The organism is Mycolicibacterium peregrinum, assembly GCF_001665625.1.
In the GTDB taxonomy this organism is placed as follows: domain Bacteria; phylum Actinomycetota; class Actinomycetes; order Mycobacteriales; family Mycobacteriaceae; genus Mycobacterium; species Mycobacterium peregrinum_B.
Map to the genome: position 1 here is coordinate 21,137 of NZ_LZSY01000016.1, position 25,911 is coordinate 47,047.

General features: G+C 67.0%; 24 protein-coding genes. 13 read left to right on the forward strand and 11 right to left on the reverse strand.

The window, feature by feature from the left end:
- The first annotated feature begins 23 nt into the window (after positions 1 to 23).
- Entirely contained in the window at positions 24 to 1,481 is a 1,458-nt protein-coding gene (locus tag A5779_RS01860; protein ID WP_064878366.1) for an amidase, read from the forward strand.
- Here the strand turns inward: A5779_RS01860 and A5779_RS01865 are convergent.
- Positions 1,478 to 2,344 (reverse strand): sigma-70 family RNA polymerase sigma factor, encoded by an 867-nt coding sequence (locus A5779_RS01865; protein WP_064878368.1) that lies wholly within the window; start codon positions 2,342 to 2,344, stop codon positions 1,478 to 1,480. The genes A5779_RS01860 and A5779_RS01865 overlap by 4 nt on opposite strands.
- Positions 2,345 to 2,439: 95 nt before the next feature.
- On the opposite strand from A5779_RS01865, the gene A5779_RS01870 reads away from it, so the two are divergent.
- A complete protein-coding gene (locus tag A5779_RS01870) occupies positions 2,440 to 2,784 on the forward strand; it encodes a DoxX family protein (RefSeq protein ID WP_064878425.1) in 345 nt (114 codons plus the stop codon).
- Between the two features lie 89 nt (positions 2,785 to 2,873).
- Here A5779_RS01870 and A5779_RS01875 read toward each other — a convergent pair whose 3' ends face one another.
- The gene (locus A5779_RS01875; RefSeq protein WP_055111427.1) at positions 2,874 to 3,164 is read right to left on the reverse strand and encodes a WhiB family transcriptional regulator; all 291 of its coding nucleotides are present in this window, start codon (positions 3,162 to 3,164) and stop codon (positions 2,874 to 2,876) included.
- A 437-nt stretch (positions 3,165 to 3,601) separates the two neighbouring features.
- Here A5779_RS01875 and A5779_RS01880 point away from each other — a divergent pair, with 437 nt between their 5' ends.
- The 3 genes from A5779_RS01880 (at position 3,602) to A5779_RS01890 (ending at position 6,259) form a co-directional block, all read left to right on the forward strand.
- The gene (locus A5779_RS01880) at positions 3,602 to 4,399 is read left to right on the forward strand and encodes a tetratricopeptide repeat-containing protein (protein ID WP_064878370.1); all 798 of its coding nucleotides are present in this window, start codon (positions 3,602 to 3,604) and stop codon (positions 4,397 to 4,399) included.
- Positions 4,400 to 4,500: 101 nt separating this feature from the next.
- Positions 4,501 to 5,079: a sigma-70 family RNA polymerase sigma factor gene (locus tag A5779_RS01885; protein ID WP_055109741.1), complete on the forward strand. Its 579-nt coding sequence runs from the start codon at positions 4,501 to 4,503 to the stop codon at positions 5,077 to 5,079.
- Positions 5,072 to 6,259 (forward strand): anti-sigma-D factor RsdA, encoded by a 1,188-nt coding sequence (locus tag A5779_RS01890; protein ID WP_064878372.1) that lies wholly within the window; start codon positions 5,072 to 5,074, stop codon positions 6,257 to 6,259. The genes A5779_RS01885 and A5779_RS01890 overlap by 8 nt, the downstream gene beginning before the upstream one ends.
- Here the strand turns inward: A5779_RS01890 and A5779_RS01895 are convergent.
- Positions 6,250 to 6,654: a DUF5319 domain-containing protein gene (locus A5779_RS01895; protein WP_003882245.1), complete on the reverse strand. Its 405-nt coding sequence runs from the start codon at positions 6,652 to 6,654 to the stop codon at positions 6,250 to 6,252. The genes A5779_RS01890 and A5779_RS01895 overlap by 10 nt on opposite strands.
- Before the next feature lie 158 nt (positions 6,655 to 6,812).
- On the opposite strand from A5779_RS01895, the gene guaB reads away from it, so the two are divergent.
- The 4 genes from guaB to phoU all read left to right on the forward strand — a co-directional run bounded on the left by guaB (position 6,813) and on the right by phoU (position 12,164).
- The gene (guaB, locus tag A5779_RS01900) at positions 6,813 to 8,354 is read left to right on the forward strand and encodes an IMP dehydrogenase (RefSeq protein ID WP_055109737.1); all 1,542 of its coding nucleotides are present in this window, start codon (positions 6,813 to 6,815) and stop codon (positions 8,352 to 8,354) included.
- Positions 8,355 to 8,383: 29 nt separating this feature from the next.
- Positions 8,384 to 9,520 (forward strand): GuaB3 family IMP dehydrogenase-related protein, encoded by a 1,137-nt coding sequence (locus A5779_RS01905; protein WP_064878374.1) that lies wholly within the window; start codon positions 8,384 to 8,386, stop codon positions 9,518 to 9,520.
- Positions 9,521 to 9,701: 181 nt separating this feature from the next.
- Positions 9,702 to 11,438: a GMC family oxidoreductase gene (locus A5779_RS01910; protein ID WP_064878376.1), complete on the forward strand. Its 1,737-nt coding sequence runs from the start codon at positions 9,702 to 9,704 to the stop codon at positions 11,436 to 11,438.
- Positions 11,439 to 11,504: 66 nt separating this feature from the next.
- Positions 11,505 to 12,164: a phosphate signaling complex protein PhoU gene (phoU, locus tag A5779_RS01915; protein ID WP_064878378.1), complete on the forward strand. Its 660-nt coding sequence runs from the start codon at positions 11,505 to 11,507 to the stop codon at positions 12,162 to 12,164.
- Positions 12,165 to 12,169: 5 nt separating this feature from the next.
- Here phoU and A5779_RS01920 read toward each other — a convergent pair whose 3' ends face one another.
- Complete coding sequence (locus tag A5779_RS01920) at positions 12,170 to 12,781, reverse strand: TetR/AcrR family transcriptional regulator (protein ID WP_413784885.1); 612 nt, start codon at positions 12,779 to 12,781, stop codon at positions 12,170 to 12,172.
- Between the two features lie 58 nt (positions 12,782 to 12,839).
- On the opposite strand from A5779_RS01920, the gene A5779_RS01925 reads away from it, so the two are divergent.
- Both A5779_RS01925 and A5779_RS01930 read left to right on the forward strand, forming a co-directional pair.
- Positions 12,840 to 13,601: a P-loop NTPase family protein gene (locus tag A5779_RS01925; RefSeq protein ID WP_236734621.1), complete on the forward strand. Its 762-nt coding sequence runs from the start codon at positions 12,840 to 12,842 to the stop codon at positions 13,599 to 13,601.
- Between the two features lie 101 nt (positions 13,602 to 13,702).
- Positions 13,703 to 15,658 (forward strand): YhgE/Pip family protein, encoded by a 1,956-nt coding sequence (locus tag A5779_RS01930; RefSeq protein WP_413784887.1) that lies wholly within the window; start codon positions 13,703 to 13,705, stop codon positions 15,656 to 15,658.
- A 1-nt stretch (position 15,659) separates the two neighbouring features.
- Here the strand turns inward: A5779_RS01930 and A5779_RS01935 are convergent, their stop codons facing one another.
- A complete protein-coding gene (locus A5779_RS01935; protein ID WP_064878383.1) occupies positions 15,660 to 16,556 on the reverse strand; it encodes a TauD/TfdA dioxygenase family protein in 897 nt (298 codons plus the stop codon).
- Positions 16,557 to 16,627: 71 nt separating this feature from the next.
- On the opposite strand from A5779_RS01935, the gene A5779_RS01940 reads away from it, so the two are divergent.
- On the forward strand, positions 16,628 to 17,209 hold the full coding sequence (locus tag A5779_RS01940; RefSeq protein WP_064878385.1) for a TetR/AcrR family transcriptional regulator: 582 nt from the start codon (positions 16,628 to 16,630) through the stop codon (positions 17,207 to 17,209).
- Here A5779_RS01940 and A5779_RS01945 read toward each other — a convergent pair whose 3' ends face one another.
- The 5 genes from A5779_RS01945 to A5779_RS01965 all read right to left on the reverse strand — a co-directional run bounded on the left by A5779_RS01945 (position 17,210) and on the right by A5779_RS01965 (position 22,491).
- Positions 17,210 to 18,664, reverse strand: coding sequence for a catalase (locus A5779_RS01945; RefSeq protein ID WP_064878387.1), 1,455 nt, complete (start codon positions 18,662 to 18,664; stop codon positions 17,210 to 17,212).
- Between the two features lie 116 nt (positions 18,665 to 18,780).
- Complete coding sequence (locus tag A5779_RS01950; RefSeq protein WP_064878429.1) at positions 18,781 to 21,138, reverse strand: glycoside hydrolase family 65 protein; 2,358 nt, start codon at positions 21,136 to 21,138, stop codon at positions 18,781 to 18,783.
- Between the two features lie 7 nt (positions 21,139 to 21,145).
- Positions 21,146 to 21,880 (reverse strand): beta-phosphoglucomutase family hydrolase, encoded by a 735-nt coding sequence (locus A5779_RS01955; protein WP_064878431.1) that lies wholly within the window; start codon positions 21,878 to 21,880, stop codon positions 21,146 to 21,148.
- A 108-nt stretch (positions 21,881 to 21,988) separates the two neighbouring features.
- Positions 21,989 to 22,234 carry a DUF7683 domain-containing protein gene (locus A5779_RS01960; protein ID WP_064878389.1) on the reverse strand — a complete coding sequence of 82 codons (246 nt, stop codon included), beginning with the start codon at positions 22,232 to 22,234 and terminating at the stop codon, positions 21,989 to 21,991.
- Positions 22,235 to 22,236: 2 nt separating this feature from the next.
- Entirely contained in the window at positions 22,237 to 22,491 is a 255-nt protein-coding gene (locus A5779_RS01965) for a DUF7683 domain-containing protein (protein ID WP_131811550.1), read from the reverse strand.
- A 113-nt stretch (positions 22,492 to 22,604) separates the two neighbouring features.
- On the opposite strand from A5779_RS01965, the gene guaA reads away from it, so the two are divergent.
- Positions 22,605 to 24,158: a glutamine-hydrolyzing GMP synthase gene (guaA, locus tag A5779_RS01970; RefSeq protein ID WP_064878393.1), complete on the forward strand. Its 1,554-nt coding sequence runs from the start codon at positions 22,605 to 22,607 to the stop codon at positions 24,156 to 24,158.
- Here the strand turns inward: guaA and A5779_RS01975 are convergent, their stop codons facing one another.
- Positions 24,159 to 25,910: a zinc ribbon domain-containing protein gene (locus tag A5779_RS01975; protein ID WP_236734622.1), complete on the reverse strand. Its 1,752-nt coding sequence runs from the start codon at positions 25,908 to 25,910 to the stop codon at positions 24,159 to 24,161.
- Position 25,911: the final 1 nt, after the last annotated feature.

Consider the following 25,911-nt stretch of genomic DNA (forward strand, 5'->3'; position numbering starts at 1 on the left):
AGCGCGCGTTTAGCGTCGGATTCATGGAGTGGAATTTTCAGTCGGCCGGTGAGTTGGCGGTCGCGTTGCGCGCCGGTGAAGTGTCCTCGGCGGAACTGACCGAGGCGGCGATCGCCGGGATCGAGCGGGATGATCCGGTGATCAACGCGATCTGTGTGCCCGACTTCGACCGGGCACGGGAGTCCGCGCGGGACGCCGACCGGGCACGTGCCCGGGGTGAAGACCGGCCGCTGCTGGGTATTCCGGTGACGGTCAAGGAGTCCTACAACATGGCCGGGCTGCCCACGACCTGGGGCATGCCGCAGTTCCGGGACTTCCGGCCGGCCGAGGACGCGGTACAGGTGTCGCGGCTCAAGGCCGCCGGTGCGGTGGTGCTGGGTAAGACCAACGTCCCGTTGGGGCTGCAAGACATCCAGACCTTCAACGACATCTACGGCACCACCAACAATCCGTGGGATCCCGGTCGTACCTCGGGCGGATCCTCAGGCGGCTCGGCGGCGGCCCTGGCCTCCGGGTTCGGCGCCCTGTCCATCGGCTCCGACCTCGCCGGATCGTTGCGGACCCCCGCGCATTTCTGCGGCGTCTACGCGCACAAGCCGACCCTCGGCCTGGCCGCGATCCGCGGTATGACCCCGCCGTCGACCCCGGCATTGCCGACCGAGTCCGACCTCGCCGTCGTCGGTCCGATGGCGCGCACTGCCCGCGATCTCGCGCTCCTGCTCGACGTGATGGCAGGACCGGACCCGCTGACTCTCGGTGTGGCACACCGGGTGACGCTGCCGCCCCCGCGTCATGAGGGCCTCGGCGACTTCCGGGTCCTGGTCCTCGACGAGCATCCGTTCCTCGCAACCTCAGCCGCGGTGCGCGCCGGCATCAGCCGGGTGGCGGATGCCCTTGCTTCCAGCGGTGCCCGCGTCGAACGACACAGTCCACTGCTGCCAGATCTGGCCGACGCCGCGCTGCTGTACACGCAGTTGCTGTTTTCCAGCACCTCGGCGCGATTCCCTGTCGACGCGTACGAGCAGCTGCAAACCCTCGCCGCCGGCCTGAGCCCAGACGATCAGAGCCTCGACGCGGCGCGGCTCCGCGGAATGGTGTTGAGCCACCGCGATTGGATCGAGGTGAACATTCTTCGTGAGCTCCACCGTCAGGGCTGGCGACAGTTGTTCGGTGAGTTCGATGTCGTGGTGTGCCCGATCACGCCGACTCCCGCGTTCCCTCACGACCACAACCCAGATCTGTTGGAACGTCGGATCGATGTCGACGGCGTCGAGTACGCGTACTTCGACCAGCTCGTGTGGGCCGGTGCGGCCACGATGCCCGGCCTGCCCGCTACCGCCGTACCGGCGGGGCGGTCCGCCGAGGGACTGCCGGTGGGGGTCCAGCTCATCGGTCCGATGTTCGAGGACCGCACCCCGCTGCGGCTGGCCGAACTGCTCGAACAGCAGATCGGTGGCTTCCAGGCACCTCCGGGTGCCTAGTCCGCCAACGTCACGTCGACCGACGCCAGGCGTGCCGGATCGCCGATGATGTCGATGACATGGATCCGGCCGTCCCGAATGTCAAGGCGCAGTAGGGACTTGAGCTGGCCGCCGGGCGCGACGACGATGCCCGCGGCGCCATCGAGAACGGCGACCTCGCCGCCGCGCGCTGTCGCGGCGAACAGCTTGGACTCCTCGACGAACTCCCGGGCGCCCCGAAGCTCGACGGGAATGTGCCCGCCGACGAGCACTCGGTCCACGCGGCGCACCACGTCGGGGTCGAGGATCTCCAACAGAGCGTCGAGGTCGCCCTCCTGCGAGGCTGCCAGGAAAGCTCGCGCGACGGACAGGTGTTCGGCGGTGGGGCGAGCCGCGCCGGTTGCACCCCGCACCCGCTCCCGGGCCCGGCTGGCCAGCTTCTTGGTGGCCGCCGGCGTGCGGTCGAGCAGCGCGGCGATGTCGTCGAAGGGCACGGCGAAGGCGTCGTGCAGAACGAACGCCACGCGCTGGGCGGGGGAGAGCCGGTCGAGCACCACCAGCAGGGCGCGGCCCACCGACTCGGCCATGGCCACCTGTTCCTCGGCGGCCGGAGCCACGGCAGCAGGAACGTGCTCGTCGGCGCCGAGCACTTCCGCGCGGCGTTTCCGCTCCCGGAGTCGGTCGAGGCATTCGTGGGCGGTCACCGTGGTGAACCAGCCAGTCGGATTGGTCACCTCGGCGATGCCGCGCCGGCTCACTTTCAGCCACGCGGCCTGGACCGCGTCGTCGGCGTCATGCACCGAGCCGAGCAGTCGGTGGGCAACCTCGCGTAAGTGGTGCCGATCCTCCTCGAACCGGGCGGCCAGGGTCTCCAGATCGGTCACAGCGTCACCTTCCGGGCGTCGGAAACGTCATCAAGGTGAACCACCACCGCAGCATCCGAACATGGGAGACGACCATCATGACCCTACAACTCGGCATGATCGCGGCCGTGATCGTCGCGATCGCCATCGTGGCCAATGGGGCGATGGCTGTCGCGGACCTCGCCGCGGTCCGCTTCGTCCTCGCGAACTCCGCCGAGGTCGGTGTCCCGCGGAGTTGGGTACCGACCCTCGGACTGCTCAAGGGCGCGGGCGCGGTCGGACTGCTCGTGGGCCTGTTGGCCTTCCCGCCGCTGGGTATCGCCGCCGCGATCGGGCTGATCGCGTTCTTCGTCGGCGCCGTCATCACCCACATCCGCGCGGGCGTGTTCTACAACATCGCCTTTCCCGCCGCGTTCCTCGTGCTCGCGGTCCTCGCGCTTGGGGCCTTCCTGGCGGGCTGACCCTGGCTGTGGATGCCAGGAACTGCAAAGGCCCCATCCCTCGCGGAATGGAGCCTCTGCAGTTCGGCGTGTGAAGTTTGCTGTGGGATTCAGGCGCTGCGGCGGATCCCCCGCTTGAGCAAGAGCTCGCGCTCGGACTCGCTCAAGCCGCCCCAGATGCCATAGGGCTCGCCGACGGCGAGCGCGTGGGTGCGGCACTGGGTGATCACCGGGCAGCTGCGGCACATCTCCTTGGCGCGAACCTCGCGTTGCGCCCGGGCCCGCCCGCGCTCGCCATCGGGATGGAAGAACACTGACGAATCGACTCCACGGCAAAGTCCCTGCATTTGCCAATCCCAGATATCCGCATTGGGTCCGGGAAGTTGCTGCGGCTGCGGCATTTGGAAAACCCCTCTCTGCTCGCCCATTTCGCCAAAAGTGGGCGGGTTTGAGTCGGTGGAACCGAACTGAGCACATGTCGCCGATGACCGCTCGTGCACACAAACTAGGGGGGCCCGATAAAGCGAGTCAATACCTTGCCGATGTGCTAAAGGACATAACCGCAGGTCGAGAATTTACATCACGTTCATCATTGTGACGCGGTGACCGAGACATCGGTGTTAAGGATCTGCTAGAGGTCATCGGATTTTCCCTGCTCGGACCAGAGGTGTCGTCATGCGCTATTCCGGCCGGGCGATAGTTAGTTGACCTGCCATTAACATTCGAGCCATCAATTGTTAACTAATTGTCGCCGGCAACGTGAATTCCGGCGTATCCGTCGGTACCGGGTTGCCCACGAACCCGGCGGTACCGACGGTATTGATAGCGTCGCTGACCGATGACTGCAATCGCAGGGGCCGCCGCGGCCCTGGCTGACGCTGCCTTCGGGGCCGACCCCGGCCGCTGGCCGCTGCCCGGCGCGACCACCCCGCACGAGCGCTGGCTGCGGGCGGTCGCCGCCGGCGGGCAGGGGCGCTACGCCTGTGCGCTCACCGAGCTTGCCGAGATCCTGCGGTGCCAGGACTCGGGTCCGTTGGTCTCGCTGGCCCACAGCACCCGCGCCTCGTTTCTTCGCCAGCTGGGTGGGCACGCGCGCGCTCGCGGCGCCGACGGCCAGGCGTGGGCGCACCGCGGCGACGATGACGAGGCCGCCGGCGACGCGCTCATCGGGCTCGCCGCCGACGCCCTGGGGATGGGCCGGTTCGGGGTGTCGGCCCGCCTGCTCGACCGGGCTCGCGCCATAGACACCCCCGGCGACTCGCGGCAGCGGATCCGGCTGTCGTGGGTGAGCGCCGAACTGGCCATGGTCCAGGGCCACGGCGCCGAGGCCGTCGAACATGCCCGATGCGGAGTCGCGGCCGCGGCCGGTCACCGCTCGACGCGCCACACCGTCAAATCCGACGTCGTGCTGGCCGCGGCGTTGTGCAGTGCCGGCGAGCTCGACGCCGCGCGGGAGGTCGCCGACGCGGCACTGCCGGCCACCGAGAAATTCGGACTGATCCCGCTGCGCTGGGCGTTGGCCTGCGTGCTGACCGACATCGGCAGCGAGTCACACGACGCTGCCCAAATCAACCGGATCCGGGACCTCGGCGCCGATACAGTGCGTCGCAGAGGCGGGGTGTGGGCCGGCGCCTAGATCCGGCACCGGCAGGGCCCTGCCTCATCGATCGTTATTGTTTAGCTGAGCCAATCCGCCCCGAGTGTCGGTGCAACGTAACGCTGGAGAGATCGCCCACGATGACAAGTTCGGGAGACCGTCTCGACATTGTCGTTGCTGACGCAGTGGCAGGTGATCGGAACGCGCTCTCGGAAGTGCTGGAGATCATTCGGCCGATCGTCGTTCGGTATGTCCGGGCGAGGGTGGGGGCGACCGAGCGCAGTGGTCTATCAGCTGATGACGTTGCGCAGGAGGTTTGCTTGGCCGCCATTACGGCGCTGCCGCGCTACAAGGATCAGGGACGCCCGTTCCTGGCCTTTGTCTACGGCATCGCTGCGCACAAGGTTGCTGACGCGCATCGCGCGGCAGCCAGGAACCGTGCCGAGCCCACCGAGGTGGTGCCCGAGCGGTTCTCCCTTGACGCGGGGCCCGAGCAGACCGCTCTCGACACCGAGTCTTCTGAACGGATGGCCAGGCTGCTGTCCGTGCTGCCCGAGAAGCAGCGCGAGATCCTGATCCTGCGCATCGTGGTCGGCATGAGCGCCGAGGAGACCGCGGAGGCCGTCGGAAGCACCGCCGGCGCCGTGCGCGTCGCGCAGCACCGTGCGCTCGCCCGGCTGAAGAACGAGATCATGGCGACGGGGCGCGACCATGCCTGACTTCGGCCGCTGGACCTCAAACGGTGGTGATCCGTCCCTCAACGAGATCAACCGGTCCGAGAAATTCATCGAGGCGCTGTCCCTCGAGCGGCAGGTCTATGCGACCGACCGGGAGGAGGCCGAACTGGCCGTCCTGCTGGCCGGTTGGCGCGACGACGCACGACAAACCCCGATGGCGGGCATCGCGACACCGCGTGAGGCCGTCAAGGCGCTCGACAAGGCGACCGGGCAGGGTCGGGTGCGCATCCCGATGGCGCTGGTGGGCTCCATGGCGGCCGCGGTGCTGTGCCTCGGCGGGTTCGGTGCGGCCGTGTACGGCTCCGGCCCGGGCGATGCCCTCTACGGTGTGCGCGGACTGGTCTTCGGGTCCGCGCCGGTAACCCGCGACGTGGGCGTCGAACTGGCGTCGAGCGAGCTCAAGCAGGTTCAGCAGATGATCGACGATGGGCAGTGGGAGCAGGCCCAGCAGAAGCTGCAGACCATCACGACCACGGTCGCCACTGTCGGCGACGAGCAGCGCAAGCAGGAACTCGTCGACCAATGGCAGCAGCTGTCGGTCAAGGTGGAGAACCGCGACCCGAACGCGACCGTGCCGCCCAATGCGCCGCCGGTGGTGTTACCCGAGGTGACGGTGACGACGACGCCGCAGTCCCCGTCCACGCCGGGGGAGACGACGCCGACGTCGCCTTCGGTACCGACGACCGGGCCTTCGACCTCGCCGACAGAGCCCAGCCCGGGTTCGGAGACGTCCACGTCACCCACGTCGCCGTCGGAGAACCCGACGTCGCAACCGTCGACCAGCCAGCCGTCGACGCCGCCGTCGTCGACCACGGCCCCGACGCCGTCGAGCAGTGCCGAGCCGACGACGAGTGCGCCGGCCACTGCGACAGAGTCCTCGCCTGTCTCAACGCCGGCGGCGCCTCGCACGTCCTCGGCGCCGACCACCACGGCCGCGCCGGCGGCCGAAGCACCCCCGGTGACCACTACGACTGTCGCGCCGACCATCGAGCCGACATCTGTGCCGTCCGCGCCGTCGGTGCGTACTACGCAGGCCGCGCCTGTGGAGCCCAGCAGTGGCGGAGGTCACGAAAGCCCGTCGGGCGGACATAACGGAGAGGGCCCGGCATCGCCGGGGATCGAAGTGCCCCTGTTGCCGGGGCTAGGCGGCGGTCAGCGGTAGCCGTCGGTGTCCGACGTGGCCTCGTTGAGGGACGCATCGGCATAGCCGCGGCAGTAGTCCCACGTCACGTAGGCATCGGGCTCGGGGTCGTAGGCCGGCTCGTGCGGGCGCACCGTGCCGTCGACGAGCAGCTGCAGCAGGTTGGCCCGCAGCATGTCCCAGTCGTGGTAGTGGTCCTGCTGGCATTCGTCACAGCAGACGACGAGACCGCGAATTCCCTTGTGCGCCAACAGCGCCTCGTACACCGCGAGATCAGCTAGATCAGCCTCGACAGCCGTCCGTTCCTGGGGGTCCAGCGGCTGGCCCGGCTCGATCGCGTCCAGCGCAGCAGAAGGATCGCAAGGATCATCGGCAAACGGATCGGGCGGCAAACCAGGGGGGAGGTGGTCACGCACGAGTCCCACACTACGCAGCCGCACAGGTATCGCGCCAGCCGTCCTGATGCGCGGGGGGATGTGCACCCTGAGGTGCAAGGAACGGCAACATCACTGTCAATAACCGAGCCGATAGAATCGGGTTATAAGCCCCACGCCTGCCACTGGAGGCCCCACCCATGTCGATCGCTGAAAGCAGCGTTCCCATTGCCGTACCGGTGTCGACCGGCGGCGACGATCCCACCAAGATCGCGATGCTCGGTCTCACCTTTGATGACGTCCTGCTGCTGCCGGCTGCCTCGGATGTGGTCCCGGCCACCGCTGACACCTCGAGCCAGCTGACCCGGAACATCCGCCTGCGGGTGCCGATGGTCAGCTCCGCGATGGACACCGTCACCGAATCGCGGATGGCCATCGCGATGGCCCGCGCCGGTGGGATGGGCGTGCTGCACCGCAACCTTCCGGCCGCCGAACAGGCCGCCCAGGTGGAGACGGTGAAGAGGTCGGAGGCCGGTATGGTCACCGACCCGGTCACCTGCTCGCCCACCAACACCCTGGCCGAGGTCGACGCGATGTGCGCCCGGTTCCGGATCTCGGGGCTGCCGGTCGTCGACGAGGCCGGGCAACTCGTCGGGATCATCACCAACCGCGACATGCGCTTCGAGGTCGACGAGAACAAGCCCGTCGCCGAGGTGATGACCAAGACGCCGCTGATCACCGCCCAGGAAGGCGTGTCCGCCGAGGCTGCCCTCGGCCTGCTGCGCCGCCACAAGATCGAGAAGCTGCCGATCGTCGACGGTCACGGCAAGCTGACCGGCCTGATCACCGTCAAGGACTTCGTCAAGACCGAGCAGTTCCCGTTGGCCACCAAGGACAGCGACGGCCGGCTCCTGGTCGGCGCTGCGGTGGGCGTCGGCGACGACGCCTGGGCGAGGGCCATGACACTGGTCGACGCCGGAGTCGACGTGCTGATCGTCGACACCGCCCACGCCCACAACCGCGGCGTGCTCGACATGGTGGCGCGGGTGAAGCAGACCGTGGGCGACCGCGTCGAGGTCGTCGGCGGCAACGTCGCGACCCGCGCCGCGGCAGCGGCGCTGGTGCAGGCCGGCGCCGACGCGGTCAAGGTCGGTGTGGGCCCCGGCTCGATCTGCACCACCCGCGTGGTCGCCGGTGTCGGCGCCCCGCAGATCACCGCGATCCTCGAAGCCGTCGCCGCCTGCAAGCCCTACGGCGTGCCGGTGATCGCCGACGGCGGCCTGCAGTACTCGGGCGACATCGCCAAGGCGCTGGCGGCCGGCGCATCGACGGCCATGCTGGGCTCGCTGCTGGCCGGCACCGCCGAGTCGCCGGGCGACCTGATCTTCGTCAACGGCAAGCAGTTCAAGAGTTACCGCGGCATGGGCTCGCTGGGTGCCATGCAGGGACGCGGCGGTGGCAAGTCCTACTCCAAGGACCGCTACTTCCAGGACGACGTGCTCTCCGAGGACAAGCTGGTGCCCGAGGGCATCGAGGGCCGGGTGCCGTTCCGGGGGCCGCTGGGCTCGGTGATCCACCAGCTCACCGGCGGGCTGCGGGCAGCCATGGGCTACACCGGCTCGGCGACCATCGAGCAGTTGCAGCAGGCGCAGTTCGTCCAGATCACGGCGGCCGGGTTGAAGGAAAGCCACCCGCACGACATCACCATGACTGTCGAGGCCCCCAACTACTACACCCGCTGAATCGGTGGGGCAGGAGACTAAGAACAGTCATGCGCGACATGGTTGAAATCGGCATGGGCAGGACCGCCCGCCGTACCTATGAGCTCGACGACGTCACGATCGTGCCCTCGCGGCGCACCCGTTCGTCCCAGGATGTCTCGACGGCCTGGCAGCTCGATGCCTACCGCTTCGAGGTTCCGGTCATCGCACACCCGACCGACTCGCTGGTGTCGGTGGAGTTCGCGATCGAGATGGGGCGCCTCGGCGGTCTCGGCGTGCTCAACGGCGAGGGGCTGATCGGCCGGCATGCCGATGTCGAGGAGAAGATCGCGAAGGTCCTCGATGTCGCGGCGAACGCCGACGACGACTCTGCGGCGATCCGCATGCTGCAGCAGCTGCACGCCGCCCCGCTGGACCCCGACCTGCTCGGCGCGGCGGTCGCGCGCATCCGCGAAGCCGGCGTGACCACGGCGGTCCGCGTCAGCCCGCAGAACGCTCAGGCCCTGACCCCGACGCTGGTGGCCGCCGGGATCGACCTGCTGGTCATCCAGGGCACCATCATCTCCGCCGAGCGGGTCGCGTCCGACGGCGAGCCGCTCAACCTGAAGACCTTCATCTCCGAGCTCGACGTGCCGGTGGTGGCCGGCGGCGTGCTCGACCATCGCACCGCGCTGCACCTGATGCGCACCGGCGCGGCCGGCGTGATCGTCGGCTACGGCTCCACTGCCGGGGTCACCACCAGCGACGAAGTGCTGGGCATCAGCGTGCCGATGGCCACGGCGATCGCCGACGCGGCGGCCGCCCGCCGTGAATACCTCGACGAGACCGGCGGCCGCTACGTGCACGTGCTGGCCGACGGCGACATCCACACCTCCGGTGACCTGGCCAAGGCGATCGCCTGCGGCGCCGACGCCGTCGTGCTCGGTACTCCGCTGGCAGTGGCCGACGAGGCGCAGGGCAGCGGTTGGTTCTGGCCGTCGGCGGCGGCTCACCCGTCGTTGCCGCGGGGCGCGCTGCTGCAGGTGGCGGTCGGGGAGCGGCCCAGTCTGGAGCAGGTGCTCACCGGACCGTCCGACGATCCGTTCGGCTCGTTGAACCTGGTCGGCGGTCTGCGTCGGTCGATGGCCAAGGCCGGGTACTGCGATCTCAAGGAATTCCAGAAGGTCGGCCTGACGGTCGGTTCCTGATCTCGGCGGGATCCCCAGACCGGGCCCGCTGCGCCGTTTTCTGCACCAGGGTTGTGCTCGGGCGCTGATCGCGACCCTGAGGTAGAAATCGGTAGAGGTCGCCGCCCCATGGAGAAATTCTTCTTTACAAGTTAGGGCCTCCTGTCTAGAAGTTACCTGCGGGTAGCGTCATACTGGTCACATGCAGCCTGACTATGACGTCTTGGTGATCGGTTCGGGATTCGGCGGCAGCGTCAGCGCGCTGCGCCTCACCGAGAAGGGCTATCGGGTCGGAGTACTCGAAGCCGGCCGGCGGTTCACCGACGCCGACTTCGCCAAGACCTCGTGGGATCTGCGCAAGTTCCTCTGGGCGCCGCAGCTGGGCATGTATGGCATCCAGCGCATCCATCTGCTGCGCAACGTCATGATCCTGGCCGGCGCCGGTGTCGGCGGTGGATCCCTCAATTACGCCAACACCCTGTACGTGCCGCCGGACCCGTTCTTCAACGACCCGCAGTGGAAGGACATCACCGACTGGCGCGCCGAGTTGATGCCGCACTACGACCAGGCTCAGCGGATGCTCGGGGTCGTGAAGAACCCGACCTTCACCGACGCGGACCGCATCGTCAAAGAGGTCGCCGACGACATGGGTTGCGGGGATACGTTCGTCGCCACACCGGTTGGCGTGTTCTTCGGTCCCGACGGTGAGATGACCCCCGGCAAGACCGTGCCGGATCCCTTCTTCGGCGGAGTCGGCCCGGCCCGCACCGGGTGTATCGAGTGTGGCGAGTGCATGACCGGTTGCCGTCACGGCGCCAAGAACACGCTCGTCAAGAATTACCTTGGCCTGGCGGAATCGGCCGGCGCGCAAGTACATCCGTTGACCACCGTGACGAGTTTCGAGCAGCGTGCCGACGGTGTCTGGGAGGTCACCACCGTGCGGACCGGCAGCAAGCTGCGTCGTCACCGCAAGACTTTCACTGCGAATCATCTGATCTTGGCGGCCGGGACGTACAACACCCAGAAGCTGCTGTTCAAGATGCGGGACACCGGCAAGCTGAACAAGCTCTCCGACAAGCTGGGCGTGCTGACCCGGACCAACTCCGAGTCCATCGTGGGGGCGCAGACCCTCACGGTGACACCCGGCATGGATCTCACCCATGGCGTGGCGATCACCTCATCGGTGCATCCCACCTCCGACACCCATGTGGAACCGGTGCGCTACGGCAAGGGTTCCAACGCGATGGGCCTGCTGCAGACGCTGATGACCGACGGCACCGGGCCGAAGGGCACCGACGTTCCTCGTTGGCGGCAGTTCCTCGATCAGGCCCGCGAGGATCCGGGCAAGCTGGTCCGGCTCCTCAACCCGCAGCGGTGGAGCGAGCGCACGGTGATCGCGCTGGTGATGCAGCACCTGGACAACTCGATCACCACCTTCACCAAGCGTGGGCCCGGGGGCAAGCGGGTGATGACGTCCAAACAGGGCCACGGTGAACCGAATCCGACGTGGATCCCGGTGGGCAACGAGTTCACCAGGCGGATGGCGGAGAAGGTCGACGGCGTCGCGGGTGGCACCTGGGGCGAGCTGTTCAACATCCCGCTCACGGCGCACTTCCTCGGTGGGGCGGCGATCGGCGACAGCGCCGAGCACGGTGTCATCGACCCGTACCAGCGGGTGTACAACTACCCGACGCTCTACGTCATGGACGGCGCGGCGATATCGGCGAACCTCGGCGTGAACCCGTCGCTTTCGATCACCGCGCAGGCCGAACGCGCGGCGTCGCTCTGGCCGAACAAGGGCCAGAACGACGAGCGTCCGGCTCAAGGTGAGTCCTACCGGAAGCTGGCGCCGATCGCTCCCGAGCGTCCCGTGGTGCCGGCCGAGGCTCCCGGGGGGTTGCGGCGGCTGCCGATCGAACCCGTCAACACGGGCGGTTAGCCCCCGCCGCATTCCGGGTACCTAACCCTCGCCGGGCGGCACCGTCCGGCGAGGAAGGGTGTGGCGATGCGAAAGGCATTTCACGACGAGTTGGCGGCATTGTCCGACCAACTGGCCGAGATGTGTGCACTGGCGGTCAGCGCGATGCAGCGGGCCAACGAGGCCCTGCTCGACTCCGATCTGTCCTTGGCCGAGCAGGTCATCGCCGACCACGAACACATCGCCGACTACAACCGCCGCATCGAGGAGTCCGCATTCCGGCTGCTGGTCCTCCAGCAGCCTGTCGCCGGCGAGTTGCGCACAGTGGTCGGGTCGATGCACATCGCCGCCGATATCGACCGGATGGGCGCGCTCGCTGTCCATGTCGCCGACATCTCCCGGTTGCGTCACCCCGATTGCGCCCTGCCTGACGAAGTGCGCGCGAGTTTCACCGACATGGGATCGCAAGCCGTCCGGTTGGCGCAGACCGCGCAAGAGGTGCTGGTGTCGCGGGATCCGGACGCCGCCGCGCGACTGCGCGACGAAGACGACGGCGTCGACGCCGAGCACCGCCACCTGTTCACCCTGCTGCTGGACCGTCAGTGGGAGGACGGGGTGTGCTCGGCTGTCGACGTCGCACTGCTGGGCCGCTACTACGAGCGGTATGCCGACCACGCCGTCGAGATCGGCAAGCGGGTGATCTTCGAGGCCACGGGTGGACGGCCCGTGCACAAGAAATTGGCCTGAGCCGGTTACCGCCCGTCCGGGCTGGATTCCAGCAGCGCGGTGAACAAGCGGGTGAGGGTGTCGATGTCGATCGTTCCCGGCTGCAGCACCTCCTCGGTGGCGATCCCCGAGATGATGGTGACCACCAGCTGCGCGAGTGCCGACAGTTGCTTGCCGGGCAGTGACGTCCCGGCCTGTTCGACGATGCGCAAGGCTTGATCGGCGGCTGTCCGGCGGCGGGCCACCAGGCGTTCGCGCAGCTCGGGATCGCGCACTGCGCGCAGCCAGTACTCGATCAGGACGATCTGGTATTCGGTCTGGTCGTGGATCGAGTCCAGCGTTGCGCGACTCAGCGCCGCGGCGATCGCGGCGGTGTCGCCCTGCCCGCTGTCGAGGGCGGTCGCGATGAGTGCGCCGCGGCTCTCGAACTGCCGGTCCAACAGCGCCAGGAACAGCTCGTCCTTGGATTCGAAGTTGGAGTACACCGCTCCCTTGGTGAAGCCCGCGGCCTGACCGATGGCGTCGATGGTGGCGCCGGCGAAGCCTTCTGCGGCGAAAACCGTCAGCGCGGCATCCAGAATCCGGTCGCGCACCTCGTCGCGGGTCGGGCGCGTACGTGCCGGTTTGACAGCAGTCATGACCAACACAATACTCGCTAGTATCGAATGGATACCAGTGAGTATCGAAAGGTCGGAGATGGAAGACAGGGACGACGCCGGGGACACCTCGGAGACCGAGGCGTGCGAAGCGTCCGAAGCGGCGTCCGAGGTGGACGACGCCCAGGAAGACGCTGAGGACACGCAAGGCGCGCCTCAGATCACCACGGTGGGACTCGGGGTCGATGGCGAGCACGGCCCGCTGTTCTCCGACATCGACCTGGAGCTCACCCCGGGATTCCACGCCATCCAGATGCCCGGGGGATGGGGCCAGACTGCGCTGCTGCTGACGCTGGCCGGCCGCCTTGCACCCACCCACGGCACCGTCACCGTCTGCGGCGAGTCCCGGCCCCGCGACATCCGCCGACATTGCGCGATCGCGGCGTTCGCCGACATCGACGAACTCGAGGACTCGGTCACCGTCCAGACGGTGCTCGCCGAGCAGCGCCGCTGGCTGGCCCCGTGGTACCGGCGGGTGCCGGCGCAAGCCGGCGAGTCCGCACTACGCGAGGTCTTCGGCGACCTGACGCCGCCCGCGCCGGAAACGTACATCAGCGAACTGTCCGACCTCGACCTGTTCCTGCTGAAGGTCACCCTGGCGCTGTTCTCGAATCGCCCCATCCTCGTGGTCGGTGACCTCGAACAGGTCCGGGACAACTGCCGGCGCGCAATCGCGGTCGAGCGGCTCGGCGCCATCGCCACCCAGCGCAGTGTCGTTGTCGGAGTGACCAATCCGCTCGGCCATGAAGCTCCTGACCACGACCTGCACGATCACCGCATCCTTACCGGAAAGAACTCGTGATGCTGAATCGCCTTCGCGCAAGCGGCTCATCTCGGCTGAATGATCTTCGCGCAAGCGGCTCATCTCGGCTGAAGGATCTTCGCGCAAGCGGCTCATCCCCGATAGCCGGTCTCGCCTTCGGCTCGGAAATCAAACGCTTCGGCCGCAGCCGGATGACGCGGGCTGCGATCGTGGTGCTGATGTTGCTACCGCTCGTCTACGGTGCCCTGTATCTCTGGGCCTACTGGGACCCGTTCGGTCAGGTCGACAAAATGCCGGTGGCACTGGTCAATTCGGACCGGGGTGCCGTGGTGTCGGGACAGCACGTCAATGTCGGCGCTGAGATCGCCAAGAGCCTGACCGACGATGCCAGCCTGAACTGGCATGTACTGGATGAGGAAGAGGCCCGCAAGGGCGTCGACCACGGCACGTACTACTTCATGCTCGAGCTGCCACCGGATTTCAGTGAGGCGATCGCGTCGCCGCTGACCGGCCAGCCCAAGCAGGCCAACCTGAACGCGGTGTACAACGACGCCAACAACTACATTTCATCGAACATCGGCCGCACCGCCATCGACCAGGTGCTCAATGCGGTGTCGACGCGGATCTCCGGCCAGGCGGTCAACCAGGTGCTCTCTGTGGTGGTCAGCTCGGGTGCCGGGATCAAGCAGGCTGCCGACGGTGCGGCCCAACTCGCTGACGGCGCAGTGAAAGTCGATGACGGCGCCGGCCAGTTGGCCACCGGTCTGCACACTGCCCGGTCCGGTTCGGCGCAGCTCGCCACCGGCGCCAAGCAGCTCTCCGATGGGATCAACAAGGCCACCGATCCGCTGGTGGCGGTGAGCTCGGCGCTGTCGAAGATCGGTGGTGACACGCAGAAACTGGAAGACGGCACAATTGCCCTGCGGCAGGCCAATGACCAGATCGGTGCCATCACCGGGGCACAGGACTCCGCCGCGACGGCGTTGACCTCGGTGATCGACCAGCTGTCGGCCAGCTCGGATCCGATCGCCAACAACGCCGCCGGAACTCTGCGCGGCGTCCAGGGCGACCTTCGGGCCCACCAGTTCACTCCGCAGATCCGCCAGCAGCTCACCGACGCCGAGAACGCGGCGATCTCGATGACCTCGTCGCTGCGCAACCCCGGCAGCCCGTTGAACTCCGCGCTCGATCAGGTGGGCAGCAAGAACCAGGAACTCAGTGCGAAACTCAATGAGTTGCGCGGAGGAGCTCAGCAGCTGGCCTCTGGCAATGCCGAATTGGCCAGTGGGATCGCCAAACTCGACACGGGGGCCGGGCAGCTGAAGTCCGGCACCACGCAGCTGCGAAGCGGATCGGCCGAGTTGGCCACCAAGCTCGCCGACGGTGCCGGTCAGGTACCGGATTGGACGCCTGCGCAGAAGGACGCGATCGCCGACACCATCGGTGGCCCGGTTCACCTGCAGAACTCGGCGGAGAACTCCGCGCCCAACTTCGGCACCGGGATGGCACCGTTCTTCATCACACTCGCCCTGTTCTTCGGCGCGCTGGTGCTGTGGATGGTGTTGCGCCCGTTGCAGAACCGCCCGATAGCCGCGGAGGTGCTGGCGATCCGGGTGGTGCTCGCCAGCTACCTGCCCGCGGCGTTCATCGGGGTGTTCCAGGCGATCATCCTGTACTGCGTAGTGCGGTTCGCGCTCGGCATGCAGGTGGTGCATCCGGTCGCGATGCTGGGCTTCATGATCCTCGTGTCATGCGCGTTCGTCGCCGCGACGCAAGCGGTCAACGCCCTCGTCGGCCCCGCGGTCGGACGCGTGCTGTTGATGGCGCTGCTGATGCTCCAGTTGGTCAGCGCCGGCGGGATGTATCCGGTGGAGACGACGTCCCGGCCGTTCCAGGTATTCCATGCCTACGATCCGATGACGTACGGCGTCAACGGATTACGCCAGCTCATCCTGGGCGGTATCGATCACCGGCTGTGGCAGGCGATCATCACACTGCTGGTGATCTGGGCGGGTGCCCTGACCATTTCGGCATTGTCGGCCCGGCGCAACCGCCTGTGGAACATGACCAGGCTGATGCCCGCGATCAAGATGTGAGTCAGACCGCCTGCAGCAGAGCGGCATCGGCGAGGGGACGGCTGGGCTGTCCGTGGATGTCGACGGGGACATCGCCGGACAGCGTCACCCGGTGCATCACTCGGCGCTGATCGTCGTAGTCGTCGACCGCACGGTGCTGCGTGGCCCGGTTGTCCCACATCGCGACGTCACCGGGAGCCCAGCTCCAGCGAATCGTATTCTCCGGCATGGTGATGCGTCGTTGCAGCAGCTCTAGCAGGGTGGCGGATTCATGGCTGTCCAGGCCGAGGAAGCCGCGGGTGAAGTCACCGGCCACCAGGGTGCGTTCGCCGGTTTCCGGATGCACCCGCACCACCGGGTGCTCGGTGCGGAAGTCGGGTTTCTCGAACGCGGCCCGCATCAGCTGCTGTTCCTCGCTCAGGGCAGCAACCGGTGCTGCTGCGTAGTCGAAGCGGTTGCTGTGGACGGCCCACAGGTTTTCGGTGAGGGCTTTCAGCGGTGCGGGCAGGTGATCGTAGGCGGCCGCGGTCGAGGCCCACAGGGTGGATCCACCGTAAGCGGGGAGCGTCACCGCTCGCAGGATCGAGATGGCCGGGTAGTCCGGCACGAACGTGACATCGGTATGCCAGCGGGTGGCCTTGGCGTACTCGGAGTCGAGCGGGGTGATGAGCGGGGCGTCCTCCTGCTTGAGCGCGTGGTGGCCGACGGGCTTGCCCATCAGCCGCGCGAAGGCGTGGTGCTCCTCGTCGGTGAGGTCGTGCTGGCCGCTGAAGAAGACCACCTTGTGCTCGAGGAGCGCACGTCGGATCTCGGCGACGGTGGCCGCGTCGAGATTCCCGCCCAGTTTCACCCCGTCGATACGGGCACCGATGCGGCTGCCGAGCTTTGTGACGGTGAGGGGAGTGGTGGAAGCAGTCATCGGTGTCCTTTTCGCTGGCGGGAACGACTGTAGTCAAGTGACTACACTTGCATGTGAGCTAGTGTAACCACATGACTACACCGACGCCACCGGACAAGGCTGCGGCCGGCCCGGTCGGCAAGGATGAGGTGGTGGCGGCCGCGTTGTCCGCGGCGGCGGAGCTGTTCGCCGAGCGTGGTCCGGCGGCGACGTCGATCCGCGACATCGCCGCCAGGTCCAAGGTCAACCACGGGCTGATCTACCGGCACTTCGGCACCAAGGAGCAATTGGTCGGCGCGGTGCTCGAGCATCTGGGCGGCCGGCTCACCGCGCTTTTGGACGGCGACGTATCCGAGGCCGAGGTCGAACAAAACTTGGACCAGCACATGCGCGTGATGGCCAGGGCACTGCTCGACGGCTACCCGATCGGCCAACTGCAGACCCGGTTTCCGGGGGTCACGAGGCTGCTCGACGAGGTGCTTCCGCGTTTCGACGACGAACGTGAGGGACGGCTGGCGGTCGCCAATGCCGTTGCCCTGAAACTGGGTTGGCGGTTCTTCGAACCGTTCCTGCGGTCGTCGGCCGGCCTGGATCCGATCGGTGACGACGAGGTACGGGACGCGGTCGGCGCCGAGGTCGCACGGATCCTCGAACCCGGCGCCGCCGCGAAGTAGTCAGCCGCCGTTGCGGACCGAGGATTCGACCTTCTCGCCGAGCTGCTTGTCGACGTTCTTCCAGTACTCGAATGCACGCTCCAACACGTGCTCGGAGACCCCCTTCGACAGGTGCCCGGCGATGTTGGACACCAGCCGGGCGCGCGCCGCATCGTCGAGCACGTCGCGCACCATCGTCCCGGCCTGGCCCCAATCGTCGTCCTCGGCGTGCAGCGTGTAGGCGGCGCGGATCATCTCGCCGTCGGCACGCCACAGCGATTCACCGGTGCGGGCCGGGTCGGCCTGCGGGCCGCCGTACGAGTTCGGCGCGTAGACCGGGTCGGTTGCATTCTTCATCCGCATGGCCCCGTCTTTCGAGTAGCTGTTCACCTCCACCTTCGGGGCATTGACCGGGATCTGCTTGTAATTGCTGCCGAGCCGGTGACGGTGCGCATCGGCATAGGAGAAGTCGCGGGCCAGCAGCATCTTGTCCGGACTCAGGCCGGTACCGGGCACGCGGTTGTTGGGTTCGAAGGCGGCCTGCTCGATCTCGGTGTGGTAGTCCTCGACATTGCGGTCCAGTCGCAGGGTGCCGACGTCGATGAGCGGATAGTCGCCGTGCGGCCAGACCTTGGTCAGGTCGAACGGGTTGAAGCGATAGTCCTTGGCCTCCTCGAACGGCATGATCTGGACCTTCAGCGACCACGTCGGGAACTCCCCGCGCTCGATCGCCGAGTAGAGATCCCGCTGGTGGGCATCGCCGTCGATGCCGGCCATCTCGTCACCCTCTTCCTGGGTGAGGAACTCGACGCCTTGGTCGGTCTTGAAGTGGTACTTCACCCAGAAGATCTCCCCGGCGGCATTGACCCAGCTGTAGGTGTGGCTGGAGTATCCGTTCATGTGGCGCCAGTCGCGGGGGATACCGCGATCGCCCATCAACCACGTCACCTGATGCGCCGATTCCGGGGACAACGTCCAGAAGTCCCATTGCATGTCGTGGTCGCGCAGGTTGTTGGCCGCGCGCCGCTTCTGGGATCGGATGAAGTGCTGGAACTTCAACGGGTCGCGCATGAAGAACACCGGGGTGTTGTTGCCGACCATGTCGAAGTTGCCGTCGGTCGTGTAGAACTTGGTGGCGAAGCCGCGAGGATCGCGCCACGTGTCGGGGCTGCCACGCTCACCGGCCACGGTCGAAAACCGGGTCAGGGTCTCGGTTTTGACGCCGGGTTGGAACACCGCGGCCTTGGTGTAGGCGCTGACGTCGCTGGTCACCTCGAAGTGACCGAATGCGCCACCGCCCTTGGCGTGCGGCTGGCGCTCCGGGATGCGCTCCCGGTTGAACATCGCCATCTGCTCGATCAGGTAGTGATCCTGCAGCAGGATCGGCCCGTCCGGACCGATCGTCAACGAATGTTCGTCGCTGTACACCGGGATTCCGGCGTCGGTGGTTGTCGGCTTGGGCTGGGTACCGGTCACCCCGTCGCTCCTTTCGCTGTTCGGCGCCGCCCGCCGCGCACGGCAATGCGACCGCCGAGACTTACGACAGCCGAGTACCCCGCGATCCTCGGATCTCAAACCGGCTGGGCCGGTTCCTACTGGGCCGGGCGGCGACGCACCGGTTCACGCCCGGCCGGCTGCGGCGGGGGCGGCAGCAGCGGATGCCGGGGACGGACGTTGACGGTGGTCGGCTCGCGGGTGCTCAGGTGTACCTCCTCACCGGCGTGACGGATGGTCAGCGACCCGTCCGGCCCATCGCGCAAGGTATAGGTGACGGTGTCGTGATGCGCGTCGACCGTTACGCGAAAATCTCTCCACCGCAATCGGAACCGCAGGCAAGATATGCCGTCGGGCAGGTGTGGGTCGAGCGAGAGGGCGCCCTCGTCGTCGCGCAGTCCGCCGAACCCCGCCACCAGTGCCGTCCAGGCACCGGCAAGCGACGCCATGTGCAGGCCGTCCCGGGTGTTGCGGTGTAGATCCCGCAGGTCGATCAGGGCGGCCTCATAGGTGTAGTCATGGGCCAGGTCGAGGTGGCCGACCTCCGCGCACATCACCGCCTGGGTGCATGCCGACAGTGACGAGTCCCTGGTGGTGCGCCGCTCGTAGTAGTCGACATTGCGGGCCTTCTGTTCCGGGGTGAAGGCGTGGCTCTGCCACTGCATGGCCAGCACCAGATCTGCCTGCTTGAGGACCTGTGCGGGGTAGAGCCGGACATACGGCTCGTTCATCAACAGCGGGTAGGTGGTGTTGGCGGTGAAATCCCATTCGGCCAGCGTGGTGAAGCCCTGGCACTGCTGGTGCACACCCAGCTCTTCGTCGTAGGGGATGTGGACGGCGTCGGCGGCGTCCCGCCAGGCCGCGGTCTCCTCTGTGGTCACGCCCATCGAACTGGACAGATCCGGATGGCGCATGCACGCCGCGGCCGCCACCCTCAGGTTGTGTGCGGCCATCAGGTTGGTGAACACGTTGTCGCGCACCACCGCGGTGTATTCATCAGGACCGGTGACGCCGTCGAGATGCCAGACCCCATGGCGATCATGGTGCCCCAGCGACATCCACAGCCGCGCGGTGTCCACCAGGACCTCGAGGCCGCACTCCTGCTCGAGCGAATCGTCGCCGGTCACAATGCGATAGCGCTCGAACGCCGCGGCGATATCGGCGTTGATGTGCCATGCCGCCGTACCCGCGGGCCAGTAGGCCGAACATTCCTCGCCGCGGATCGTTCGCCACGGGAAACTGGCGCCCTTCAGATCGAGCAGTGCCGCACGTTCGCGGGCCAGTTCCAGTGTGGAGGCCCGCCACCGCAGCGCATCGGCTGCGGCCTGGGGTTTGGTGTACGTCAGCACCGGCAGCACGAAACCTTCGGTGTCCCAGAACGCGTGGCCGTCATAACCCGTGCCGGTCAGTCCCTTGCCCGCGATCGCGCGTCGCTCGGCTCGCGCGCTGGCCTGCAACACGTGGAACAGGCCGAAGCGCACCGCCTGCTGGCAATCCGGATCTCCCTCGACTTCGACGTCCGCGCAGTCCCAGAACTCGTCGAGATACGCGCGCTGCGACTCGAGCAGCCCCTGCCAACCGCTGTAGCGGGCGCCCGTGATGGCCGCGGCGGCCTGATCGCGCAGTGCCGGGCGCGAACGCAGGCTCGACCATCCATAGCCGAGGTACTTGACGATTCGCAGCTTCTGACCTGGCCGCAGCCCGCAGATGACGGTGGTGCGGGCCAGATCTTCCCAGGATTCGGTGCTGACCTCGACGCGGCCGGGCACGTCGACGTCGTGATCCATCGCGGCCGCCATCATCAAGCCGCTGCCGATCGTGCGGTGCACCAGCAGCGCACCGTGGTCGGTGTTCTCGTGGTGCACGGCGTGCAGTGGATGTTTGAGTACTGCCGAGACCCGGGGATCGTCGGATGTCTCCGGTTGGTCTTCGTTGGTGACGAGTTCGGATTGGACTGTCACGCGGACGAATTCGTCGACCGCCTCGACGATGTATTCGATGGCTGCAACTCCGCGGTGCGCGAACGACACGAGTCGGGTGGAAACCACCTTGACCTGTTTTCCGGCCGGTGACCGCCAGTGGGCGCGACGGGTCAGAGTGCCTGCGCGCAGATCCAGCGTGCGCTCGTGGTCCAGCAGATCGCCGTAGCGCACGTCGAAGGGCTCGTCGTCGACCAGCAGCCGCATCACCTTGCCGTTGGTGACGTCGACGACCGTCTGCCCCGCCTCGGGGTAGCCGAATCCGGCTTCGGCGTAGGGCAGCGGACGCACCTCGAAGAAGCCGGCCAGGTAGGTGCCGGGCAAACCGAACGGCTCGCCTTCATCGAGATTGCCGCGCAGGCCGATATGACCGTTCGACAGGGCGAACAGTGATTCGGATTGAGCCAACAGATTGAGATCCAAGCGGGTTTCGCGCACCTGCCACGGTTCGACCGGGTACGCGTCATGGGCGATCATCATCGGGCTACATCAACTCCGCCAGGTCGGTGACGACGATGTCGGCGCCGTCGCGACGCAACTGCGCGGCCTGACCCACCCGGTCCACGCCCACGACGAATCCGAACTTTCCGGTCCGCCCCGCTGCCACTCCGGCCAGGGCGTCTTCGAATACCGCGGCCTGCGCGGGGGAGACACCGAGTAGCTCGGCGGCCCGCAGAAAGCTGTCCGGTGCCGGCTTGCCCGGCAGGTTTTCGTCGCGCATGGTCACCCCGTCCACCCGCTGCTCGATGAATGTGCCCAATCCGGTGATCTTGAGTACCTCCTCGGTGTTGGCGCTCGACGACACCACCGCGCGGCGCAGGCCCGCATCCGCCACCGCCTGTAGGTAACGGCGTGATCCGTCGAATACCTCGACCCCGTCCTTCTTCAGGGTCTGGTGGAACATTGCGTTCTTGCGATTGCCGAGGCCCTCGATGGTGTCGGCATCTGCCGGGTCGTTCGCGGTGCCCTCGGGCAGTCGGATTCCGCGGCTGGCGAGAAACGACCGGACGCCGTCTTCGCGGCGCTTGCCGTCGACGTAGTTCAGGTAGTCGGCGTCGATGTCGAAGGCGACGAACTCGTCCCCGGTACGCGCGGTCCGCGTGCGCAGAAAGTCGTCGAACATGGCCTTCCAGGCCTTCTTGTGCACGCTCGCGGTGTCGGTGAGCACACCATCGAGATCGAACAGGCAGGCGGTGATCTGCTCGGGCAGGCCCAGCACAGGGTCCTCGCTTTCGCCGACGTCTTCTCCATCATGCGTAATCACCACGATGACGGTGGGTTCAAACACGGCTTGGGGGTGACTTATGACACCTGCCGTGTGAACTCGCTAGCTCTGAACTTCAGAGAAGGCGAGGTAGTAGCTGCGCGCGGGATCCATTGCGACCGCAACATCGCTGAATTCAGCAAGGGCGTCGAAAATATTTGCCTGATTCACATCGAACAAGAACGGTTCCATCGGTTCCCCGTCCCACACGCGCAATATTCGGCGGACATCCGAGGTAGCGAGGTGCGGGAGAGAATGTGCACAAACCAGTTCCTCGGTATTTCGGTCATACCCTTCCACCTGCCACATAGTCATGGCTCCGCGCGGTAGCAACCCAATTGGTAATTGATCGCCGGTTCGATCGTGACGGGTACGTCGGTGAATTCGGCCAGCGCGTGTGCGGCGCCGGCGTCGGGTACGTCGAAGGAGAATGGCTCGATCGGAATGCCGTTGGGCACGTTCAGGATTCGGCGTATGGCGTCCGCATCCACGCGCGGAAGCGGGTACTCCTGCACCAATTCTTCGGTTTCGGGATGGAAACCTTCAAGAACCCACTGCAGCTGCATCGGCGCCTCCTCGTGCACATTGGCCGCCGCTGCGGACCGTTGTTCGCTGGGTCCGTTTTACCAAGAATTCCGGCACCTCAAGCACGCGCTGACCTGCCCACTAGACTGTTGCGGTGACATCTGCATCTCCCCGTCCTGTCCTCGTCGTCGACTTCGGCGCTCAGTACGCACAGCTGATCGCTCGCCGAGTCCGTGAGGCGCGGGTGTTTTCCGAGGTCATCCCACACACCGCCACGGTCGAGGAGATCAAGGCCAAGGACCCACAGGCCATCGTGCTGTCGGGCGGCCCGGCCAGTGTGTACGCCGAGGGCGCTCCACGTCTGGACCCTGCTCTGTTCGATCTCGACGTACCTGTGTTCGGCATCTGCTATGGCTTCCAGGCCATGGCCCAGGTCCTCGGTGGCACCGTGGAACACACCGGGACCAGCGAATATGGGCGTACCGAGCTGAACGTCGCCGGTGGCGATCTGCATGCCGACCTGCCGGGTACCCAGCCGGTGTGGATGAGCCACGGCGACGCGGTGACCGCCGCGCCGGATGGGTTCGAGGTGATCGCCTCCAGCGCCGGCGCCCCCGTCGCGGGCTTCGAGAACCGGGCCCGCCGCCTGGCCGGTGTGCAATACCACCCCGAGGTGCTCCATTCCCCCCACGGACAACAGGTGTTGAGCCGGTTCCTGCACGAGTTCGCCGGCATCGGTGCGACGTGGACCGCCGCCAACATCGCCGAGCAGCTGATCGAGGCGGTGCGCGCTCAGATCGGTGACGGCCAGGCCATCTGCGGATTGTCCGGGGGTGTCGACTCCGCGGTGGCCGCCGCGCTGGTGCAGCGCGCCATCGGCGACCGGTTGACGTGCGTGTTCGTCGACCATGGTCTGCTGCGCGCGGGGGAGCGGGCCCAGGTGCAGCGCGATTTCGTCGCCGCGACCGGTGCCAAGCTGGTGACCGTCGACGTCGCCGACCGCTTCCTTGAGGCGCTGACCGGGGTGACGAACCCCGAGGGCAAGCGCAAGATCATCGGCCGCGAGTTCATCCGGGCGTTCGAGGGCGCGGTGCGCGACACCCTCAGCGAGGCGGACATCGAATACCTGGTGCAGGGCACGTTGTACCCCGATGTCGTGGAATCCGGTGGCGGTACCGGCACCGCCAACATCAAGAGCCACCACAACGTCGGTGGCCTGCCCGACGACCTGAAGTTCAAGCTCGTCGAGCCGCTGCGGTTGCTGTTCAAGGACGAGGTGCGCGCGGTGGGGCGTGAACTCGGCCTGCCCGAGGAAATCGTTGCCCGCCAACCCTTCCCGGGTCCGGGACTGGGCATCCGCATCGTCGGCGAGGTGACCGCCGACCGGTTGGACACCCTGCGTCGTGCCGACGCGATCGCCCGTGAGGAGCTCACCGCCGCCGGCCTGGATCAGCAGATCTGGCAGTGCCCGGTGGTGCTGTTGGCGGACGTGCGTTCGGTCGGCGTGCAGGGCGACGGACGTACCTATGGTCACCCGATCGTGCTGCGCCCGGTCTCCAGCGAGGACGCCATGACGGCGGACTGGACCCGCGTTCCTTACGAAGTGCTGGAACGGATCTCGACCCGGATCACCAACGAAGTGCCCGAGGTCAACCGGGTGGTGCTGGACGTCACCAGCAAGCCACCGGGCACCATCGAGTGGGAGTGATCAGCGCGCCGGGTCACCACGCCAACGAAAACTGTTGACGTACTTGCCTATGTCCTGAGCGAGATCCAAATTGGCGCCGGACGGGACCCCGGGGCCGAAATCGGGGCTGTAGGCGTGGTACGGGCCCGTCGCGATGGCGATCAGTGCCAGGTCGTTCTTGACCGCAGCCATAATGACGACCCGCATCCGCATGTAGTCGCCGGTGGCATTCTGCGGCCAACTGTCGACCACCATGCCGTATCCCGGTTGATACCCGACCATGGCATTCGGAATCTCGTAGTCGATCTCGGTGTCGGGGTAGGTGCCCTCGACCAGTTCCTCGGCGACCTCCTTGGGTGTCCGTCCATGTGCGGGCTTGCCGATCAGTTGCATCGTGCCGCCGTCGCCGGCGAGAAAGTCTGCCGTCACCCCGTCGTCGGCGGTGGTGGTCCGGTAGGCGGCTCCGGAAGCGGGGTAGGACACGGAGAAAGCGCCGTCCGGTGCGGTGAAGCGGGGATTCGTCGCCACCGGATCGCTGGTCGGGGGACGTCCGCAGTCCGGTGGACACCGGTAGCGTGCGGGAGCAGGGCTGACCACCGCCGACACCACGACCAGCGCGGCCGTCAGCAGCACGACGCCGGTAGCCCATGCTCCCAGCAGCGGGCGGCCGGCACGGGGTGCGGCCCGCTGCAATGCGCGGATCGCCGCTCCACAATTGAGACAGAACGCCATGTCGGGAACGGTGTGCTCGCATTGCGGGCACTGCAGCGATCCGTCAGTGTGGATGGTGCTGTGCGCTTCGTACAGCAGGGCGATCTGCAGACCGATCCGCAACGCGAGCATGGCCAAGGCCATCACGACCAAATGCACTACCAGGACCGCGATCTCGGGTGCCGGCGCGACGTCGACAAAGCCGAGGATCGCGTACAAGACCGGGACCGCGGCGACCGTTACCGCCCAGGCTGCGCGCAAGTATTTGGGGCGCCAGGCGTTGGCCTTGTCCGGAGTGAACCACAGGGCCACACCGATGAGAGCCCCGGCGGCCGCGGCGGTCAACGGGACCGCGACTGCCTGTATGCCGGCGTGGACCAGTAGTCCGCTCAAGGGCCGGTCGCGGTCCACCAGCCCGTCATCGAATTGTGGAGCCAACCGGCCCAATGTGGCTGCCGCAGTAAAACTGAGCGCTCCGATGGCTCCAATCGCAAAGCCGGACAACGATTCTCGGGTGCGCGGTCCAAGCAGGCGGATGACCACCACCGGGATGAGCATCAGCACCAGCGCGCCGAGTGGGACACCGAGGCCGTCGCGCATGATCCGGAACTCCGGCACGTCGACGCCCATCGGCATGTCATACTCGCGCGCCACCGCGGTTCCGGTCAGCAGTGTCCAGGCTGCGCCCAGTCCGGCACCCAGGACGCCGGTCTGCAGCAGAGTCCGTAACGGAAGTTTTTGGAAGACAGTGGATTCACGAAGGTATGTGACGAACAGCAGTGGCAAACCGAAAGCGGCCAGGGCAGTGATCGCGGCGGGTATCCGTAGCAGTGTGCAGGCGAGCACCGCCACCGCCAGTGCTGCTATCCCAAGCCGGTGGGGCAGCCGCGAACGGTGCGGTAGTGCCGGGAACAGCGAGCTGACCACCGACGGCCGCAGCAGGTGCTCGCGGCCGGCGCAGTACGCCCCTGGCCGTAACCACCCGGCCCCCTGGCGCCGCGGGTTCAGGTAGGTGCCGCACGCTCCGCAGAATGTGCCGGCCGGTACTTCGGTGCGGCACACC